This window comes from Halomicrobium sp. HArcel3, assembly GCF_058933135.1.
Genome location: NZ_JBZYDN010000007.1, coordinates 179,547 through 198,332 on the forward strand (window position 1 = coordinate 179,547; position 18,786 = coordinate 198,332).

Here is an 18,786-nt window from a genome sequence, read left to right on the forward strand (position 1 = left end):
CCTACCTCAAATCCCTCAGACCCTCCGCTATTTCGCTCACGTTCGTTCGCGAAAAGCTACGAGCGCTGAGGGATTTGAACCCCCGACAACATGGTCCGAAGCCATGCACTCTGTCCAGGCTGAGCTAAGCGCCCTGTACCAACTGCTATACTGCGGTTCCGGTTTAAACTCCCCGGTTCGGAGTGGGGGTGTCACGTGTTAGGTCACGACGAAAAGGATATAGGAGCCGACTGACACCACTTCACCAGTGCGGGAAATCGACTCGAACGGACTGTGGGGGGACCACCTGTGAGCTACACACTCGGTGGTCGACTGGACGGAGCATCGATCCGTCCCGGGACGAACGTGCTCGTCACCGGGCCGCCGTTGACCGGCAAGCGCCGGCTGGGACGCGAGATACTCCGCCACGGCATGGCAGCCGGTGAGGGGGCGATCGTCATCTCGACGCACGACTCGGCCGAGCGGGTCGAGGAGGTGTTCGCGACCGCCAGCGGCGCCGACGACGACCTGCTGGGTATCGTCGATTGCGTCACCAGACACGTGGGCAGGTCACCGACTGACACCGACCGAGTCCGCTACGCGTCCTCGCCGACGGACATGACCGGCATCGGGATCAAGTTCGCCGAGTCCATCGAGTACTTCCAGTGCGAACACGGGGTCGAACACAACCGCGTCCTGTTGAACTCCGTCACGACGCTGCTCCAGTACACCTCGCTCCAGACCGTCTTCCGGTTCCTCCACGCGCTCACGACGCGCATCGAGGAAGTCGACGCCATCGGCGTCGCCATCGTCGAATCGACGGTCCACGACGAGGAGGCGATGGGCACCATCCGCGAGCTGTTCGACGGCGTCGTCGAGACCGACCTCGACGGGTCGCTGTCGGTCGACCTCCCATCGACCGACGGCGACGACAGAATCCGCGGGTCCTAATCCCCGATAGACTCACTTCGTTCGTCTATCGAGCCCAGTCTCACTCTGTTCGACTGGACGCCGGGAGACTCGCTTCGCTCCTCTCCCGAGCCCTGCGTTCGCTACGCTCGCGCATGCTGCCAGCACGCTTTTTTGCGCGCTCCCCCTCTATTCGGGTATGCCTGTCGAATCCGACGAAGACCTTCGGGAGATACTCGACCACGACACCATCGCCGTCGTCGGCTGTTCGACGACGCCGGGCAAGGCTGCTCACGACGTTCCGTCCTACCTCCAGAACCAGGGCTACCAGATCGTTCCCGTCAACCCGTTCGCGGACGAGATTCTGGACGAGCGAGCCTACGACTCCCTGACGGACGTGCCGGACGAAATCGACGTCGTGGACGTGTTCCGCCCGAGCGAAGAGGTCGGGGGCATCGTCGACGCGACGCTGGAACGCGACGACGTGACGGCCGTCTGGCTGCAGCTAGGCATCGAGGACGACGAGGCCGCCAAACGAGCCGAGGACGCCGGGCTCGACGTCGTTCAGGACCGGTGCATGAAGGTCGAACACGAGCGGCTGGGCTAGTCCTCGGCCGTCGCTGTACTTTCCGAGTCCGCCGGCGCGTCCTCGGCCACTGACCCCTCCGCTGGGGACTCCCCGGGGTTCGCGTCGACGTCGGCAGCGATGGCGTCCGCGTCGACGTCCAGTTCCCCGGCGACGGCGTCGAGAATCGCCCGCTGTTCGGCCAGTTCGGTTTCGAGCGTCTCGACGCGTTCACCCGTCTCGTCGACGGTCGAACGGACGTCCTGTACCTGTTCCCGCAGTTCGTTGAGCCGTTTGTACGTCTTCTCGGCCACGTCGGCCAGTTTCTGCACTTTCTTGGCCGTACTTCCCAGTCCCATACGGGGCCGTTCGACGCGGGGCCTTGTGGCCGTTTCGACTTCCAGTTAGTTGTCAGGTACCCAGGGAGAGACCAGAACTGGCCCATCCGGACTGCTGTGAGAGAATTTCGACGGTGATTCGGGCTCAGATGCGGCCGTACACGTCAGCGAGGCGGTCGACCGAGTGTTCGACGCTCACGCTCTCTCGGTGGTCGAGACAGGTCTCCCGCAGGTCGTCGTACTCGGACAGCGCGCGCTCGATGTCGCTGCGGAACGCGTCGATGTCCCCCTCGGGGTACGTGAACCCGGTCTTCCCGTCGACGATGGTGTCGCTCAGCGCGCCGCTGTCGACGCCGACGACGGGCGTCCCGCAGGCGTTGGCCTCCATCGCCACGAGGCCCTCCGTCTCGACTGGGCTGGAGAAAGCGAACACGTCGAGCGCGCTGTAGAACTCGGGGAGTTCCTCCCGGTCGAGGAAGCCGAGGAACCGGGCGTCGACGCCGACGTCGGCGGCCTTGCGTTCGAGATCCGCGCGCGCCGGCCCGTCACCGCCGAACACAAGGGTCACGTCGAGGCCGTCGGCGGCGTCGATAACGTCGTCGAGACACTTCTCGTAGCCGTGGCGGCCGGTGTAGCCGACGAGCGGGCCCTCGGGCAGGTCGTAGCGCTCGCGGAACGAGTCGGTCTCGACCGGGTGGAAGAACTCGACGTCGACGCCGTTTGCGACCACTTCGACGGGCGTCGCGACGCCGACGTTCTCGCGGACGTGCTCGGCGGTGCGCTCGCTGGGAGCGACGATGAGGTCGGCCCGGTCGAGGAACCAGCGCTCGTACCGCGAGGCCGAGCAGCGGACGGCCTTCTGGACGGCGCCGTTGAACGAGATGTACGAGGCGTACTCGCTGATCGGCGTGTGGTAGGAGGCGACGAGCGGGACGTCGAGGCGACGCGAGAGGCGATAGCCTCCCACCCCGAGGCTGAAGGGCGTGTGCGCGTGGACGACGTCCGCCTGACTGACCGCCTCGGGAATCTGCGGCACGCCGACCCTGAACCCGTCGTAGAAGGGGAACGGGAGACTGGACACCGGGTGTTCGCCCGCGGTCGCCTCGTGGTCGCTCCGCGGGTAGACGACGTCCATCTGACTGCCGCGGCCGGCCCATCGTTCGCGCCACGTCTTGACCGTGTAGGTGACGCCGTTCACGGTGGGGAGATAGGTGTCCGTGAACGCGGCGACGCGCGGGAGTTCCATCGGAGAGGGCTTTACCGACCAGTGGCTAAATGGTTGTTCTTTCCATCCAGATGGTGGGGGCTTACGTGGAACTGACCAGGTTCGGCGCGAGCGGTGCGATACTGATACTCTGCTAGTCGCGCCGATCCGGGACGGCGGAACGTCGAGCATGGCTCGCGTATCCGGACGCTCCCCTTCAGATCAAGTCTGCGTACAGCGATTCGAGCCGGGTTCCGACGCGGTCGAGGCCGTGCTCGGCGGCCGTCTCGCGGGCATTCTCACCGAGTCGCTCACGCAGGTCGGGGTTCTCGGCGAGTCGATCGAGCGCGTCGGCGAACTCTTCCTCCGACGAGCAGATCAGGCAGTCGTGGCCGTCCTCGTAGAACTCGCGGAAGACGGGGATGTCAGAGAGGACGACGGCCTTCCCGCAGGCCATCGCCTCCAGGACGACGATGCCCTGGTTCTCCACCTTCGCGGGGAACATGAACACGTCGCCCGCGCCGTAGGCGCCGCGGATGTCGTCGACCCAGCCGGTGAACGTGACGTTCTCGGGCGGGTTGTTCGTCCACTTGCGGACCGTCGCCGAGGCGCTCGGGCCGCTCTCGTAGGTGCCGTACCAGGTGAAGTCGTAGTCAGTCTGCCGGGCGACCCGACAGAACGTCGAGAGCCCCTTGCGTTCGAAGACGTTGCCGACGGCGAACACGCCCATCCCGTCGACGTCGTAGCGCTCGCGGTACTCCTCGCGGAACCCCTCGAACCCGTCGAGCCGCCCCAGGTCGATGCCGTTCGTGATGGGCTGGATGGGCGCGTCGATGGGGTAGGATTCGAGGACGCCCTTCGTGTACTCGCTCGGACAGAGGACGAGGTCGGCCTGTGAGTAGAACCACCGGAGGTATCGGCCGAGTGCCGGCGCGACGGCGTTCGATCCACGAAAACTGTTGCGGAAGTCCTCGCGCGTGACGTGGGCGTGGAGGACCAGCGGCGTGTCGGTCCGCATCGCGTGGCGTGCCGTCGCGACGGTGCCCGGCCCGATCATGTTGCAGTGGACCACGTCGACGTCGGAGAAGAACCGGTCGCCGCCGAGCTTCGAAAATCCGGCCCGGACCGGGTCGCCGCCGTTCCACGGCGAGGTGACGACGTCGACGCCGGTGTCGGCGAGCGCCTCCCGCTGGTGTTTCACCGACGTGCCGATGCCGCTCCGGTCCAGTTGCCCCGCCAGTTCCAGGTAGTTCAGCGCGCGCACGATGTTCCGTCCTCCACATTCCGACAAAGATGTGTCGGATCCCCACGGATCGGCTGATCGGCGACGTCCCGGGGCTATCGCGACGAAGCGATAGCTATTCCCGGCGAGGTGGCCGACTAGCGGGCGATGACTGCCGGCGAAACCGAAATCGCCCACGAGCGCATCGACCGCCTCCACGAGTTCGCGAAGGAGGCCGCCGGCGAGGGCCAGACCGACCGCGCCCGCGAGTACGTCCGCCGGGCTCGCAGAGTCGCCGAACGCAACCGTCTCGGCCTCCCCCGCGAGTTCAAGCGCTTCACCTGTGACTCCTGTGACGCCTACCTGATTCCGGGGAAGAACGCCCGCGTCCGCCTCCAGGACGGCCACGTCGTGATCACCTGCGACTGCGGGACCCAGGCGCGCTATCCCTACGACTGAGTGTTTGAGAGGGTTCTTTCCGTGCTACTCGGGTGAGGACTGTCGCGCTCTGTCTCTCGATGACTAGCTGTGTGAACTGAGTGGGTGTTTTGATGGGATAACATTGTGAGAAAGGAGACCGCCAACAACCAGAAAGCCCTCGGCGCGCTCCAGTCCCGCGGCCCCGCTGCGCTCCTCGCTTCGCTTCGGTGCTTGCGGGACCGGGGTTCCCGGAGCCCACCTCGCCCTTTCAGTCCTCCGAGGACAGCACCGCAGCCCTGCCCTTCCCCTTGTCGCGCGCCCCTCGCATCTGCTCGGGGACGCGCTCCCGGCCGACCGCCGCGCGGTTGCGGAAGGAAGTGTGATTCGGCGCGGACGCGCCGAATCTGGGGAGTGGTGGTTGTAATCGCGAACGCGTTTCATCGCGCGAGCGATGCAGTTCCTGGAGGAATGAAAGGGCGAGGTGCGGTCGCGTGGCCTGAACGGGCCCTATCCGAACGCAGTGAGGATATCCCGTTCAGGGCGCGCGAGCGCGCCGAGGGCTTTCGAGGTGTTTGACTTCGAGGTCACAGCAGCTCTGCCAATTCGCTAAGTCCTTGATCTACGCTGAGCGATCCAGTACACGGACGTCTGAACTAGAACCCCAGATCGAATGTCGAACCTTCGGCACACCCGACCAGTTGGGCAAGTGTTTAACGCCTCCAGTCGATAGAACTCGGAAGTACATGACCAGCGACGACCGAACCCGGAAGATCCACGAACTCGACGCGACGCTCCGCGTCGGCAAGAGCGGCATCGGCCCCGTCGCCGACGAACTGCGCAACCAGCTGGACAACGAGAACCTCGTGAAGGTGAAGTTCCTCCGGTCCTCGCTCGGCGGGACGACGACCGAGGAACTGGCCGACGAACTGGCTGAGCTGGCGAGCGCGACGGTGGTCCAGACGCGTGGCCACACTGCCGTGTTCGAGTGACGATGTTGCTTCAGCAGACTGCCCCCGACGCGATCAGTGCCTGGCTCGACAGCATTCCGTTCGTTCCCTCAGCGGTCACGGGCCCCCTCGGCAACGCGATCGTGTTCGTCGTCGTTCTGGCAGGTATCTATCTGGTCGGGCGGTTGTTCGTGTTGCCCGTCGTCGACCGCGCCCTCCGTTCGCGAGAACTCGACGCCCACGCGCGGCGACCGCTCCGCAAACTCGTCAACCTCGCCGTCATCTTCGTCGCCATCGCCGTGGCCTTCGGGATGGCCGACTACGGCAACATCCTCACGGCGCTGGCGACGGTCGGTGCCGCGGCGACGCTGGCCATCGGTTTCGCGATGCAGGACGTCCTGGCGAACTTCGTCGCCGGCATCTTCATCTACACCGACAAGCCGTTCCGCATCGGCGACTGGATCGAGTGGGACGGCAACTCCGGCGTGGTCGAGGACATCTCCCTGCGGGTGACGCGCGTGCGGACGTTCAACAACGAACTCCTGACGGTACCGAACTCCCAGCTCACCGACGGCGTCATCAAGAACCCCGTCGCCAAGAACCAGCTGCGACTCAAGTTCGACTTCGGCATCGGCTACGACGACGACATCGACGGGGCGACCGAGATCATCCTCGAGGAGGCCGACGCCCACGAGGGGATCATGGACGACCCCGAGCCCTCAGTCAGGCTCGTCGAACTCGGCGACTCCTCGGTCGCACTCCAGTCCCGCATCTGGATTTCGAACCCGAGTCGGTCGGACTTCGTGAAGGTCCGCGGCGAGTACGTCCAGTCCGTGAAAGAACGGTTCGACGCGGAAGGCATCAACATCCCGTACCCGAACCGGACCATCGGCGGCGGCATCGAACTCTCGAACGTCGACGGCGTCGTCGAACCCGCCGACGACTGACGACGGCGCGCTTTCGCAGTCACGCCTCCAGATTTCGGTGCGCCTCAGCGGCCGGTCAGTTGCTCAGCCGACGCGTTCCGGTGGACTGAAAGTCCGACAGCCACTGCGGCCACCAGCGCGGCGACCCCGGCCAGGCCGAACCTGAGCAGGTCCGCGCCGTCGGTCAGCGACCCGACGACGGTCAACACGACGAACAGAGTGACCGACCCGGCCGCGAACGCGACCAGGAGCACCGTCAGCGTGCGTTCTGCGTCCATAGGATGGCCAGGCGGCTCTGGACAAAGTAGTTTGTCCACGTCGGTGAGGAAGTTCGAGCGAAGTCCAGACAGGCCGAGTCTGGAGTTCCCTGTCTGCCGGCGTCAGTATATCGAGCGAACCAGGTCGACGTAGGCGGTCGGTTCCGTCGGTTTCGTCAGGTACGCGTCAGCGTCGGGTGCCACTGACCTGATGGCCGCTTCCGTGGCCTGCGAGCCGGTCATTATCGCCACCGGGACGTCCTCGTAGGCGGCCTGGAGTTCGGAAAGGAGCCGTTCGCCGTCCATCGCTGGCAGGTTCCAGTCGAGCAGGATCAGGTCCGGTTCGGGCGCAGCCTCGTACTCGCCGCGCAGGTGGACGAAATCGAGGGCTTCCTCGCCCGTCGAGACGACGTGGAGCGTCGCCTCGGAGTTCGCCTCCCGGAATCCCTCCTCGATGAGGCGACTGTCGCCGGGATTGTCCTCCACTACCAGAAGGTTCTCCGGCCGACCGGACTGCGTCGTCATAACAGCCCCCTCAATATGAATAGAGATGAAAGTACCGCTTGTGTGGCCAATCCGCTCGAAACTGGTACGGAGGTCGTCTACTCCACGCGGTTCGATGCACGGAGCGACGACTCGAGGGTCGAGAAACGGTACGAATGGCGGACGCCGGAATTGCCCGGCGTTCGGACGTGGGTAGTCCCGTTCGCCTCCTCCACCCCGCGATCCGACGAGCGCCGAGTGTCCGAGGGTTCGCTGCTCGCTTCCGCGCCTGACGAACTGCCCTCGGTAAACCGCGGCAGGACGCCCCTGCAGGCGTACTCCCGCGGACCGTCGGCCCCGGCGGACGAGGCTTCTCTGTTGGCTCACAGGGTCCACGCCCGGCAGACCGGACGCCCCCGGGTTCGGTCCCCGCTCAAGACCATAGTGCGGGCGAGGGAGGGGGGCCTAACCCCCCGACCTAGTCCACCTGAATCTCCGCCGTGCCCCCATAAGGGCCTTTCGGATACCCGATCTGTGAGGGGGCCTACCACCCTGGATGGCGCTGGCTCGACGACGCGCGAAAGCCGGTTCCCGGGCGCTCCCTGACTGACACTGCGTGCTCGACGAGGCAGTGTACCGAGGGGAAGATTCTGCTTTATTGGTGCTGGAAGAAACGTAGCTGCGAACAGCCAGAGAGCGGACGCAAATCGAACGTCTGGCAAAATCGGTCGTACCGCGCCGTCTGGTCAGACCAGAGCGAGCGCGAGGCCGAACGTCAGTGCGAGACCGACGGCGAGGACGGCGAAACCGGTGGTGACCTGACCGAAGGTGTACTCGCTCTGGGGAGCCGTCGTCCGGAGCGGCGGTTCCCGGGAGGGGAGTTCGGGGTTCTTCGGGTCGTAGTCCGGGCGTTCCGCTTCCTCGTGGCCGTGCTCGTGGTCGGTGTCGCTCATGGTCAAGGGTTCCGCGTCCGCCTACCTGTAGCTGACGGATCCGGGCCGGGGCCGACGACGACCCCGGCAGAAATGTGCTCCAAACACGGCGACTGTGTCGTCCGCGAGTCGTAAGCAAGGGATACGAGTTCGCGACCGGGAGTAACGTCACGGAAGCGGTTTGGTCCTGAGCTTTCGGTCGGATTACCGCGAAAAACGGTCGTCGCCCGGTTTGTGTGGTCCCGCCGTCCACCGAACGATGCGACACAGAACAGGGTACGTAACGGTAGTCGTGATAGTCGCGGTGCTCAGTGTCAGCGGCGTCGCGACGGCCACAGTCGGCGCAGCACCGGTCGGGCCGGCGGCCCAGCAACAGGCCGGTGGGTCCCAGCAACAGGCGGGTGGGGCGTGCGACTACACCGCGCTCTACGAGGACAGTATCGATTCGGTCGTCTCGGTCCAGCAAGCGCGCGGACAGGGTTCAGGTTTCGTCTACGAAACCGACCAGAACGGGTCGGCGAGTTACGTGGTGACGAACGCGCACGTCGTGGGCAACGCCACGGACGTCACCGTCCAGTTCACGGAGGGCGAGTCGCTGAACGGCGCCGTCGTCGGCGCGGACGTCTACAGCGACCTGGCGGTCGTCCGGGTGAACGAGACGCCCGACTACGTCGAAGCGCTGCCCGTCGCCGAGAACCAGACCGAACACGGCGAACGCGTCGCGGCGCTGGGCAGTCCGTTCGGCCTCGAAGAGACCATCACCCACGGCATCGTCAGCGGGCTCAACCGGTCGATGCCGACGCAGCTGGGCTTCGAAATCCCCAACGTCGTCCAGACCGACGCGCCGATCAGCCCGGGCAACAGCGGTGGCCCGCTCGTCTCCTGTGACGGTGCGGTCGTCGGCGTGAACACCGCCGGGATCGCCGCACAGGGCGCAGAGAACATCGGCTTCGCCGTCTCCTCGATGGCCGTCGAACGCGTCGTCCCGTCGCTCATCGAGACCGGCGAGTTCACGCATCCGGCCCTGGGCATCGCCGGGACGGGCGTGACGCCGGCCATCGCCGACGCGAACGACCTCGAGAGCGACCGGGGCGTCATCGTCGCCTCGGTGAACGAGGGCGCACCCGCGGCAGACGTCCTCCGGGGGAGTGACCGGCTGGAACGCGCCGACCGCCAGTACGTCCCCATCGGCGGCGACGTCATCGTCGCGGTCGACGGCCAGAACGTCTCGACGTCCGAGGACCTGGCCTCGGTCCTGCTCGCAGAGACCCGCCCCGGCGACCAGGTGAATCTCACTATCGTCCGTGACGGCGAGCAGACGACCGTCAACACGACGGTCATCGAACGACCCGATCCACAGGCAAGTCCGGGCCCGAACGAGGGACAGCCGTAGCTGCGAGGACAGTCCGCGATCCCGAGACAGGGGAGGTCGATCCGCGGCAGGATTCGGACGATTCGGACTTCTTTTGACCGTCGGCGTGCCTACCGTCAGGTATCCAATGGCCCTCACCAAGCGGATCATCCCCTGCATCGACGTCGACCTGGACGAGGACGGGAACGCCGCCGTCTACACCGGCGTCAACTTCGAGGACCTGGCATACACCGGCGACCCCGTCGAGATGGCCCGCAAGTACAACGAGTCGGGCGCCGACGAGTTCGTCTTCCTCGACATCACCGCCTCCGCGGAGGGCCGCGAGACGATGCTCGACACCGTCTCCGCCGTCGCCGACGAGGTGTTCATCCCGCTGACCGTCGGCGGTGGCATCCGCACGCGAGAGGACATCAAGGAGACGCTCCGCGCGGGCGCGGACAAGGTCTCCATCAACTCCGGCGCCATCGCGAACCCCGAACTCATCACCGAGGGCGCCCGCTCGTTCGGGAACCAGTGCATCGTCATCTCGGTCGACGCCCGGCGCCGGTTCGACGAGCAAGGCGAGTACTACGCGTCGGTCGACGGCGAGTCCTGCTGGTTCGAGTGCACCGTCAAGGGCGGCCGCGAGGGCACCGACCTCGACGTCGTCGAGTGGGCGAAGGAGGCCGAGGAGCGGGGGGCCGGCGAACTGTTCGTCAACTCCATCGACGCCGACGGGACCAAGGACGGCTACGACGTCCCGCTGACGAAGGCCGTCTGCGACGCCGTCTCGACGCCGGTCATCGCCTCCTCGGGCTGTGGGGGCCCCGAGGACATGGAAGAAGTGTTCACCGACGCCGGCGCCGACGCCGCACTCGCCGCGAGCATCTTCCACTTCGACGAGTACTCCATCCGCGAAGTGAAAGAGTATCTCGACGAGAAGGGCCTGCCGATCCGACTGTAGGATCGGCCGAGCGAACCGAGGCCGCTTTTTCTGGCCGAGTCACATTCAGAGTTCGACCCACTGCTCCGTCTCGGCCGACTCGTAGGCTCCGTCGATGACGTGGACGTCTTCGAGGCCGTCCCGGCCGCTCGGCCCGGGTTCGCTCCCGGTGAGGACGCAGTAGCCGAAGTAGTCGAACTCCTCTTCGACCTCGTCGTCCGGGTGGCCGGTGTACTCGACGCTGAAATCGCCGCGTTCGACGACCATGCTCTGCGGGACGACCCCGCCGAACGGGGCCGAAATCGAGATCATCCCGTCCGTGCCGACGAGTCGGAGGTGGCTGCTCGCGTGCGCGTCGAAGCTGGCCGTACACGAGGCCGTGATCTCGCCGGGGAACCGGAGCGTGAACGTCACGTGTTCGTCTACTTCGGCGAACGCCTGGTCCATCGAGCAGGTCCAGGCGTTGACCGCGACGGGGTCGCTTTCCAGGAAATATCGCGTGGTATTGAGCGGATAGATGCCCAGGTCAACCAGCGCGCCGCCGCCGGCGAGGTCGGGGTCCAGCCGCCAGGTGTCCGGGCTCGTCTCCTCCAGGACGGGGTGAGAGAAGCCGCCGTACACCTGGACGACGTCGCCGATGTACCCGTCGGCGACGATCTCACGGGTCCGCCTGGTCGTCGGTTCGAGCTGGATGCGGTAGGCCGTCATCAGCGTCACGCCGGCGTCGGCGCAGACGTCGACGAGTTCCCGCGCGCGTTCGGCCGTCGTCTCCAGGGGCTTCTCGCAGATGACGTGCTTGCCCTGGTCTGCCGCGGCTCTGACGAACTCTCCGTGGAGCGCGTTCGGCGTCGCGACGTACACCGCGTCGTAGGCGTCGGAGACCTCGCCGCGGCGGAACTCGTCGTAGTCGACGACGTGGTCGGCGCGGTAGTGGTCGGCCGTCCGCGCGGCCTTCTGAACCGACCCGCTGACCAGCGTCGTCGTCTCGCAGTACTCGCCGGCCGCGATGGCGGGGAGTGCGCGGTTCAGTGCGAAGCCGCCCAGGCCGACGACGGCCATCCGCACGGTCCCGTCGACGGATTTCCGCTCCCAGTCGCGCCGGGAGAACGGCTGGAAGTAGTCTTCGAGGGCCATGCCGAAACTATTAGACATCCAACAACATATGTGCGGCGCCCAGCACACGCTTCTGTGGGGCCGACCGTGACCAGCCGATCCTATCGAGCGGGTCGAGCGGGCGAATCGAGCAATCAGTTCGTCTCTCGAACTAGAGAAGCCCGAGCAGGAAGTCCAGGACCAGGAATCCGACCGATAGCACGAGGAGGATGAGGAGCCACCCGAGGACGCCGTTGATCACGAAGGCGAGCAGTCGCCAGACCAGACCCAGCGAGACAGCGACGGCGCTCCAGGCCGTAGACAGGATGCGCTCGTGTTCCAGACCGAACCGGATCACGCGGTCGGTCGCGTCCGCCGTCGCACCGATCACCCGATCGGCGGCGCGTAGCAGGCGGCTGTTCCGGCGGGCGATGCGAGCGAGCGCGCTGTCGGCGGCCGTCGTCACGAGGGGCGAGGGATCCGTGGCGTCAACGGCCCGGATCGTCTCCGCCGCGCTCGAATCGCCGACGTATCCCAGCCCGATCGTCGCCCACCGCCTGACAGTGGCCGCCTCGTCCTCCACTGCGGCGGTCTCCAGGGCCGCCCGAACGTCTCCCGCGGCCGGACAGTCGGTCTCGTAGAGGACGCCCATGGCGGCCGCCTGGGCGGCTCGCGCCCGTGGCGCCGACTCGGCGTCGAACGCTGACCGGACCGCCGGCAGCGTGTCACAGTTGCCGAGCTTCGCTACCGCGAACGCCGCGCGCTCGCGGACGACCGCATCGCGGTGGGTCAACCGGCCGACCACCGCCTGGAGGACGGACGCGTCGCCGAGGACGCCGAGCGAGTCGAGCAACTGGGCCACGACGTCGTCGTCGGTCTCGCCGTCGAGTCGGTCGCGCAACGGTCTCACGCGTTCGCCCGGAGCATCGAGACCGACTGCCGCCCCAGTGAGCGGAAGGCGTCTGCCCGCGACGGAACGGACCATCCGACCGTGGTCGACACCGAGGTGACCGAGTGCGAGCGCTGCCTGCTCCCGGACCGCGGGGTCGTCAGCCGGGAGTGCGTCCACACAGCGGCCGACGTCGTCGGCGGTCCCGTATACCGCTAACAGCGAGAGGCCCTCGGCGCGCTCGCTCGTGACGTCCGTCTCGACCATCTCTATCGCGACCTCGCGGATCGATTCGCGGGCGCTAGAACGCGATTCCAGCCCCAGCGAGGCGATCAGTCCCATCCGGCGCTCGAGGAGCGCCTCGGCGGCGATCGCGCTGTCTCGCGGGGCGGTCTCGACGACCCAGCACAGACGCTGGATTCTTCGCGGACCCGTCACGTCGTCGACCGATTCGTTGATGGCGTCGAATACCTCGTCTCGCTCGTCGACCAGATGACGACAGAGCGTCGGGAGCGACCGCGGATCGCCGATAGAGCCGAGTGCCTCGGCGGCCGCGACACGGACCGCCGGGTGGTCGTCGTCGAGACGCGCCTCTATTCGCGCTCTCGCCTCGCTCCCGTGCGCCTCAGCGTGGGCCCGGACCGCGTCTCGCCGGAGGAACGGATCCGGCGCGGTTAACGCCGCCTGGTCGGTGAGAGTGACGTCCTCGCGGACCAGTTCGGCGGCTGCGATGGACACGTCCGCCAGCGCCGCCGCGACGTCGTCGTCCTCGTACTGCGCAGTGCGGACCGCCGGCAGGGCGGACTGGTCGTCGATCGCCCCGATAGCGGCCGCGATGGCCGCCGCGTCGTCGGGACCTGAACCCCGGTCCACGGCGTCAGCTCCGTCGTCTGTCGGCGTCGCTTCGGCCAGGGCGTCGAGGAGACGCTCGACGGTGGAGGCGCCCGCAACGCCGTCGAGCGACCGAAGCCCGTCGCGGGCGGCACGCCTGATCTCGCCGTTCTCGTCGTCCAGGTGGTCGAGCAGTGTCGGAACGCCTTCGCCCTCCGCTCCGAGACGACCTATCGCACGGAGCGCCGCCGCCGTGACCGTCGGGTCGCTCTCCCGCTCGACGAGCGCCGAGAGGGGACCGACGGCCCGCGCGGCCTCCTGTTCGACGAGTGCGTCTATCGCATCTCGTCTCCGGCGGGGGTCCGGGTCCCGGAGGGCCCGGACCTGCTCGTTCGTCGTCGACATACGACTGGTTCCCAGCACGTCCACAGGCGGTCACCGTAAGCGTTTCACCTGACGAGCCGTTCCAGCCGCGCGTCGAGGGGCGGATGTGACGCCAGCAGACGGTCGACCCACGTTCGCCTGTCGCTGTAGCGTGGAACGTCTCCGGGCGCCGGCGTGGAGACGGCTGCTGCGGACAGGGAGACGTTGGTGAGCGCGCGCTCGACTGCCGCGGGGTCGGAACAGCACGCCAGCGCGCACTGGTCGGCGCGATACTCCCGCCAGCGCGAGACGGCCTGGGAGAGCACCAGCAGCGGCAACTGAGTGAATCCACCGAGAGCCAGCCAGAGGACCGTCGCCCGGGACGACGTCAGAACGCCGGTCGCAAGGTAGACGACGACCCCACCGATCTGGACGGCGACGGGCGCGTGGCGCAGGACCGCCAGCCAGAGAACCGTCGCGCCCGTGACTTCGACGACGTAGCTGCTCGCGATCGCCAGGAGCGCGTCGTGCGAGCGGACGTGGCCGAGTTCGTGACCCAGGACCGCCGTCCGTTCGTCCGGCGGGAGGCGCTCGAACAGCGAGTCGCTGACGTACAGGTGCGGTCGGAGGCGGCTCTGGTCGACCATCGCGATCGGATCCGCCGTCTCGACGACGGTCACCGCCGGCATGGAAATCCCGAGGTCGCCGGCGAGCTCCCAGACGGCCGCCCTGTACTCGCTCGCGTCGGCGTCCGACACCGCTCCACGGCCCCGTTCGTCGAGTTCAGCTGCGAGCGACAGAGAGGCCTGACCGACGGTCACCGCGAGGACGAGTCCCCAGAGACCGACGAGCGGTGCACGCTGTTCGAGCGAGACGGCCGGTAGCGCGTGGACGAGCAGGCCGACGACGCCCATCACCGCAAGCGATAGCGGCCCGAGGACGCGATCCCACTGGCGCACGTACCGACCGATTACGGCGCCCGAGATAAACGTACCGCCGGGTGGCGCCGGCGTCGTGCCGTGAAACGAACCGGGCCCAGGGTCGCTCGGCGGGAGTGACATCAGTACGCTTTTGCACGTACTTCCCCAGAGCCCTCCAATGGAGTGGCGGTGTGAGTGGTGTGGCAAGCCCCACGAATCCGACGACCCGCCCTGTGACAACTGCGGGCACGGCAAGTTCGAGAAGGCCGTCGAGCGGGTGCCAGCGACGGCCGACCAGCCACAGGGGTCGGTGTGGGTCTGTCCGGAGTGTGGCCGCCAGCACCAGAAGCACTCGCCGCCGTGCAGTCGCTGTGGGAACCTCGAACTCGAACAGCGCGACGTCGCAGACCTGGACGACCCGCTGGAGGACATCGGGACAGGCTGGCGAGACGTCGTCGAAGCGAAGTACGTCGCGGGTTACGTCGCCGTCGGCATCATCATCGTGGTGCTCGGCCTGGGCTTCGTCGGCGTCATCGACCTGCCGGGCATGGGCGAACCGGACATTCCCGACGCACCGGGCGACGCCGAAACGGCGGGGAACCTCTCGCTGGCAGCGGTCGAGGACGCGTACGTCGCCGAACTCAACGAGCGCCGCGAGTCGGCGGGTGCCTCGCCCCTGGCGACCGACGAGACCCTCGGCCGCCTGGCCGCCTACTACAACAAGGCCAGCGTCGACGCGATCTACGACGACGGGAGCGGCCCAGCGCGCGACGCCATCGACCGGTTCGACCACGGCTGTGCGTCGCGACCACAGACTCCCCAGCACCAAAATCTCGAAGGGCCGGACGGTACGGCCATCGTCGAGGCCGAAAGCGCCGACGCGGCCGCGTCGGCACTAGTCGAACGAGTCGAAAACGGTGACCGATTCGACGACCTGCTCGACCCCGAACGCGAGAGAGTCGGCGTCGACGTCCACGTCGCGACGGACGACCGGGTGTTCGTGACGATCGCTATCTGTTAGCCCGGATAACTCCGGCGACGCGGCAGCGAGTACTCTCAGGTCTCGAATCCAGAACGGAAATCGAAGAACGACCGGAGAAGGCCAGCGCGACGCTCAGACTGCCGCTTCGAAGGCGTCGGTGAAGTTGTCCGATTTCTCCATGACGCGTTCGGCGCCGGCTTCGAGCGCGTCGAGTGCATCGACGTCCGTCTCCGTCTTGACAGTGAGGACGGGGTCGGTCTGGCCACCGGACTGCTCGGGGTTCATGTCGTAGGTCGCGGCGGTGACGCCGTCGGTCTCCAGGAGCGCCCCCTTCAGGACGTTCATGAACGTGTGGTCCTCGCCGGCGACCTCGATAGAGAGCATCGTGTCTTCCTTCTCGATGACGCGCAGATCCATATCAGGTGAATCGGCCCCTCGCGCGCTTGAAACCTTCGCTTCTGGCTTGGCCCGCACTCACACGACCGCGTACACCATCAGCAGGGCGAAGTACAGGAGCACGAGCGTTCCCAGGGCCTTCAGCCGGAACCGGCGGAGGTCGGCCTCCTCGTCGGCGTGGGCCTCGCGAAACGACGCTATCTGTTCGTCGTCGAGGTCGCCCGGGTGGGACTGCCCGCGGTGGAGGGCGAGCCACGATTCGCGGGCGAACGGCCGACCGCAGTACTCGCACTCGTACACCGGGAGGTCCGGGCGGCGTTCGACGTCGTCGGCGAACGGGTCAGACGCGTCCGGTTCGTGGTCGGTGACAGTCTCGGTCATAGGAAGGGCGGTTCGATTACCGGCTGGGAGAGGATCCAGAGGCTGGTCATCGTGTACAGCACCATCACGGCGATGAAGGGGTACTGCGACCGGATCGCCTGCAGGCGACTCGGGAAGCGGTCGTAGGCGCTCGCGTGGGCGACCCAGATGGCCAGCAGGTGGCCCAGGATGATACTCGCCAGGCCCACGCCGCCGAACCAGTCGGGGAGTGAGAGCGTCAGCACCGTCCCCGAGGCCGTGAACGGGTCGAGGAACGACTCGACCATCCCGGGCGACAGGCGGAGGAAGTAGCCCAGGTAGTGCGCGAGGTGGTAGCCCGCCGCGATGGCCAGCAGCGGCGGCGCGAACCGGTGGGCGAGTTCCGCACGCGAGACGTGGGCCTCGGAGAGGTCGCGGCTGGCGCCGACGGCGAGCCGGTAGACCCAGTAGAAGACGAGAAAGCCCGCCGCCATGGCGACCAGGTAGACCGCGCGTGCGGCGAGGTCCGACACCCCGAGCGGGCGGAGCAGCGCCCGCCACGCCGGCGTCGAGACGAGGCCGTCGAACGTCGTCGCCCACAGCAGCGCGACGACGAACGCCACCTCGTCGCGGCCGTCGACGAGGCGGGGCTCCGACAGCGCCGTCCCGGGGAGACGGAGTCGGAAGCCGCTCCCGTCACCATCGCCGGCGGTGCCGTCGGTAGCGCCACGCTCGAACGCGACCGGCGCGACGCGCCCGTAGTACCGGAAGACGCGCGAGACCGGGTCGGCTCGATCGAACCAGCTAGTTCCGTAGTAGAGCGCGCCCGCGAGCGCCACCACGGAGTAGGCGACAGCGAGGGTCGCGATGAAGACGGGCGGTGTCAGGGTGTCGGCCAGCGCCGCGGGCGGGCCGACGACCTCCAGGTAGACGAGCGCGAGCAGGCCGACGACGGCGGGCCAGGCCCCGTAGCGGTCCGGGTACGGCCGGTCGAGCGACGGGAGCAGACCGGCCATCGTCCGCCAGGGGTTCAACGCGGGCCACCAGTTACCCACGAGGTAGGTGGTCATCGTGAACCCGGCCCACCAGCCGACCCACACGAGCAGGTAGCCGGCGTTCTCGACGGCCTCGGACGGGCCCAGAAAACCGATCACGACGACCGCCGCCAGGCCGGCGACGCCGAGTATCGAGACCGCGCCCGCGAGCAGGCGGCGGCCCGGGACCGGGAACTCGCGGTGCCAGTCGTGGATCGCGGCGATGAACGACCGGTCGGTGACGAAGCTCGCGAGCAGGAACGAGGCGCCGACGGCCGCCCCGCCCGTCGTGAGGAACAGCCAGGTCGGGACCACGAGCGAGTCGCGCGCACCGGCGTCGAGGCTCCCACCGTGGGCGCTGGCCCGGCCCGCGAGCGTTACCCCGGCCACCAGCAGCGCGAGACCGAGACGACGGCGACGATCCATCGGCGGCGATTCGTCCTCCTGGTGTGTGTACCCATCGATCTGTGGTCGCGCAGACGCACTTGGATGCCTTTTTAGTAGTCGAATCGCAAGATGACCGTATGACTGTTGCCGAAGATTCAGCGGAGGATCACGGCGGGCACCACCTCCCTGCGGTCGAGGACTGGCCCCAGGGGTTCGGCGAAGCGAGCTGGTGGCCGTTCATCACTGCTGCCGGCGCCGCCGGCCTCTACCTCGGCGCGGCGCTGTTCGTGCTCGCGCTGGGTGAGGAACCGCTCGTCTCCTCGACCATCGCCGCGGGCGTCACGGTCGGCAGCGTCGGCCTCTTCCTGGTCGGGTTGTACGGCTGGCTCTACCACGCCTTCGTCGTCAACTTCTGGGAAGGCGGGACGGACCACCACTCCGACCGGACCCTCCGGTTCGCGATGTTACTGTTCCTCGTCAGCGAAGTGGCGACCTTCGGCGCCGGCTTCGTCTACTACTTCTTCATCCGCGGCGGCGCGGTCTGGAGCGCAGACCTGCTGCCCCACGGCGGCGTCACCGGCCCGCTCGTCTTCGTCAACACCGTCATCCTGATCATCAGCTCCGTCACGCTCCACTACAGCCACGTGGCGCTCCGGCGCGACGACCGTCAGCGCTACATCAACCTGCTCGCGGCGACCCTGCTGCTCGGGATCGTCTTCATCGGCGGGCAGGTGTACGAGTACTACGAGTTCATCGTCAACGAGGGATACACCGTCGCCGAAGGCGCCTACGCGAGCGCGTTCTACGGCCTCACCGGCCTCCACGGCCTCCACGTCTCGATGGGCGCAGTCCTCCTGGGCATCGTCTTCATCCGGTCGCTCTACGGCCAGTACTCCAGTGACCGGCACACCTCCGTCTCGACGGTGTCGATGTACTGGCACTTCGTCGACGTCGTCTGGGTGTTCCTCGTCGTCGTCCTCTACGTCGGTACGGCCGTCTTCTAGACCGGTTCACATCGGTCATCGAACAATATACGCGCCGTCTGCGGGTTTTCTGAAAGTCGTCACTGGTCTGAAC

General features: G+C 67.2%; 21 protein-coding genes, 1 tRNA gene and 1 other RNA gene. 9 read left to right on the forward strand and 14 right to left on the reverse strand.

The window, feature by feature from the left end; genetic code table 11:
* Positions 1 to 59 precede the first annotated feature (59 nt).
* Positions 60 to 134: transfer RNA gene (locus AC5FRV_RS16805), tRNA-Arg, on the reverse strand.
* A 154-nt stretch (positions 135 to 288) separates the two neighbouring features.
* Between AC5FRV_RS16805 and AC5FRV_RS16810 the strand changes: the two genes are divergently transcribed.
* Positions 289 to 930: an RAD55 family ATPase gene (locus tag AC5FRV_RS16810; protein ID WP_493562242.1), complete on the forward strand. Its 642-nt coding sequence runs from the start codon at positions 289 to 291 to the stop codon at positions 928 to 930.
* A 157-nt stretch (positions 931 to 1,087) separates the two neighbouring features.
* The gene (locus tag AC5FRV_RS16815) at positions 1,088 to 1,495 is read left to right on the forward strand and encodes a CoA-binding protein (protein ID WP_493562243.1); all 408 of its coding nucleotides are present in this window, start codon (positions 1,088 to 1,090) and stop codon (positions 1,493 to 1,495) included.
* Here the strand turns inward: AC5FRV_RS16815 and AC5FRV_RS16820 are convergent.
* The 3 genes from AC5FRV_RS16820 to AC5FRV_RS16830 all read right to left on the reverse strand — a co-directional run bounded on the left by AC5FRV_RS16820 (position 1,492) and on the right by AC5FRV_RS16830 (position 4,259).
* Positions 1,492 to 1,812 carry a DUF5798 family protein gene (locus AC5FRV_RS16820; RefSeq protein ID WP_493562244.1) on the reverse strand — a complete coding sequence of 107 codons (321 nt, stop codon included), beginning with the start codon at positions 1,810 to 1,812 and terminating at the stop codon, positions 1,492 to 1,494. The two genes, AC5FRV_RS16815 and AC5FRV_RS16820, sit on opposite strands and share 4 nt — an antisense overlap.
* A 124-nt stretch (positions 1,813 to 1,936) precedes the next feature.
* Positions 1,937 to 3,037: a glycosyltransferase gene (locus AC5FRV_RS16825; protein ID WP_493562245.1), complete on the reverse strand. Its 1,101-nt coding sequence runs from the start codon at positions 3,035 to 3,037 to the stop codon at positions 1,937 to 1,939.
* Positions 3,038 to 3,212: 175 nt separating this feature from the next.
* Positions 3,213 to 4,259 (reverse strand): glycosyltransferase family 4 protein, encoded by a 1,047-nt coding sequence (locus AC5FRV_RS16830; protein WP_493562246.1) that lies wholly within the window; start codon positions 4,257 to 4,259, stop codon positions 3,213 to 3,215.
* A gap of 126 nt (positions 4,260 to 4,385) precedes the next feature.
* Here AC5FRV_RS16830 and AC5FRV_RS16835 point away from each other — a divergent pair, with 126 nt between their 5' ends.
* The 3 genes from AC5FRV_RS16835 (at position 4,386) to AC5FRV_RS16845 (ending at position 6,531) form a co-directional block, all read left to right on the forward strand.
* A complete protein-coding gene (locus AC5FRV_RS16835) occupies positions 4,386 to 4,676 on the forward strand; it encodes a ribonuclease P protein component 4 (protein WP_493562247.1) in 291 nt (96 codons plus the stop codon).
* A gap of 704 nt (positions 4,677 to 5,380) precedes the next feature.
* Entirely contained in the window at positions 5,381 to 5,626 is a 246-nt protein-coding gene (locus AC5FRV_RS16840; RefSeq protein WP_493562248.1) for a YhbY family RNA-binding protein, read from the forward strand.
* Between the two features lie 2 nt (positions 5,627 to 5,628).
* A complete protein-coding gene (locus AC5FRV_RS16845) occupies positions 5,629 to 6,531 on the forward strand; it encodes a mechanosensitive ion channel family protein (RefSeq protein ID WP_493562249.1) in 903 nt (300 codons plus the stop codon).
* A gap of 44 nt (positions 6,532 to 6,575) precedes the next feature.
* On the opposite strand, the gene AC5FRV_RS16850 is transcribed toward AC5FRV_RS16845, so the two are convergent.
* From AC5FRV_RS16850 to AC5FRV_RS16865, 4 genes are all read right to left on the reverse strand, one after another.
* Positions 6,576 to 6,788 (reverse strand): hypothetical protein, encoded by a 213-nt coding sequence (locus tag AC5FRV_RS16850; protein ID WP_493562250.1) that lies wholly within the window; start codon positions 6,786 to 6,788, stop codon positions 6,576 to 6,578.
* Between the two features lie 102 nt (positions 6,789 to 6,890).
* Entirely contained in the window at positions 6,891 to 7,292 is a 402-nt protein-coding gene (locus AC5FRV_RS16855) for a response regulator (RefSeq protein ID WP_089818095.1), read from the reverse strand.
* A gap of 135 nt (positions 7,293 to 7,427) precedes the next feature.
* An RNA gene (gene ffs, locus AC5FRV_RS16860) (signal recognition particle sRNA) lies at positions 7,428 to 7,739 on the reverse strand.
* 257 nt (positions 7,740 to 7,996) lie between these two features.
* Positions 7,997 to 8,203 (reverse strand): DUF7550 family protein, encoded by a 207-nt coding sequence (locus AC5FRV_RS16865; protein ID WP_493562251.1) that lies wholly within the window; start codon positions 8,201 to 8,203, stop codon positions 7,997 to 7,999.
* Positions 8,204 to 8,441: 238 nt separating this feature from the next.
* On the opposite strand from AC5FRV_RS16865, the gene AC5FRV_RS16870 reads away from it, so the two are divergent.
* Positions 8,442 to 9,575, forward strand: a complete 1,134-nt coding sequence (locus AC5FRV_RS16870) for a S1C family serine protease (RefSeq protein ID WP_493562252.1) — start codon at positions 8,442 to 8,444, stop codon at positions 9,573 to 9,575.
* Positions 9,576 to 9,681: 106 nt separating this feature from the next.
* The gene (gene hisF, locus AC5FRV_RS16875) at positions 9,682 to 10,497 is read left to right on the forward strand and encodes an imidazole glycerol phosphate synthase subunit HisF (protein WP_493562253.1); all 816 of its coding nucleotides are present in this window, start codon (positions 9,682 to 9,684) and stop codon (positions 10,495 to 10,497) included.
* A gap of 45 nt (positions 10,498 to 10,542) precedes the next feature.
* On the opposite strand, the gene gfo6 is transcribed toward hisF, so the two are convergent.
* The 3 genes from gfo6 to AC5FRV_RS16890 form a co-directional block, all read right to left on the reverse strand.
* Positions 10,543 to 11,610, reverse strand: coding sequence for a D-xylose 1-dehydrogenase Gfo6 (gfo6, locus tag AC5FRV_RS16880; protein WP_493562254.1), 1,068 nt, complete (start codon positions 11,608 to 11,610; stop codon positions 10,543 to 10,545).
* Positions 11,611 to 11,740: 130 nt separating this feature from the next.
* Positions 11,741 to 13,693 (reverse strand): HEAT repeat domain-containing protein, encoded by a 1,953-nt coding sequence (locus AC5FRV_RS16885; protein ID WP_493562255.1) that lies wholly within the window; start codon positions 13,691 to 13,693, stop codon positions 11,741 to 11,743.
* Positions 13,694 to 13,737: 44 nt separating this feature from the next.
* Positions 13,738 to 14,610, reverse strand: a complete 873-nt coding sequence (locus tag AC5FRV_RS16890; protein WP_493562256.1) for a M48 family metallopeptidase — start codon at positions 14,608 to 14,610, stop codon at positions 13,738 to 13,740.
* A gap of 139 nt (positions 14,611 to 14,749) precedes the next feature.
* On the opposite strand from AC5FRV_RS16890, the gene AC5FRV_RS16895 reads away from it, so the two are divergent.
* On the forward strand, positions 14,750 to 15,592 hold the full coding sequence (locus tag AC5FRV_RS16895) for a CAP domain-containing protein (protein WP_493562257.1): 843 nt from the start codon (positions 14,750 to 14,752) through the stop codon (positions 15,590 to 15,592).
* A 93-nt stretch (positions 15,593 to 15,685) separates the two neighbouring features.
* Here the strand turns inward: AC5FRV_RS16895 and AC5FRV_RS16900 are convergent, their stop codons facing one another.
* Genes AC5FRV_RS16900 through AC5FRV_RS16910 form a run of 3 tightly spaced genes read right to left on the reverse strand, consistent with a single transcriptional unit; the run spans position 15,686 to position 17,748 of the window.
* Positions 15,686 to 15,970 (reverse strand): DNA-directed RNA polymerase subunit L, encoded by a 285-nt coding sequence (locus AC5FRV_RS16900; protein ID WP_089818111.1) that lies wholly within the window; start codon positions 15,968 to 15,970, stop codon positions 15,686 to 15,688.
* A 57-nt stretch (positions 15,971 to 16,027) separates the two neighbouring features.
* Positions 16,028 to 16,330, reverse strand: a complete 303-nt coding sequence (locus AC5FRV_RS16905; protein ID WP_493562258.1) for a C2H2-type zinc finger protein — start codon at positions 16,328 to 16,330, stop codon at positions 16,028 to 16,030.
* Positions 16,327 to 17,748, reverse strand: coding sequence for a hypothetical protein (locus AC5FRV_RS16910; protein WP_493562259.1), 1,422 nt, complete (start codon positions 17,746 to 17,748; stop codon positions 16,327 to 16,329). Before AC5FRV_RS16910 ends, AC5FRV_RS16905 begins: the two co-directional genes overlap by 4 nt.
* 98 nt (positions 17,749 to 17,846) lie before the next feature.
* Between AC5FRV_RS16910 and AC5FRV_RS16915 the strand changes: the two genes are divergently transcribed.
* Complete coding sequence (locus AC5FRV_RS16915) at positions 17,847 to 18,713, forward strand: cytochrome c oxidase subunit 3 (RefSeq protein ID WP_493562260.1); 867 nt, start codon at positions 17,847 to 17,849, stop codon at positions 18,711 to 18,713.
* The last annotated feature ends 73 nt before the right edge of the window (positions 18,714 to 18,786 follow it).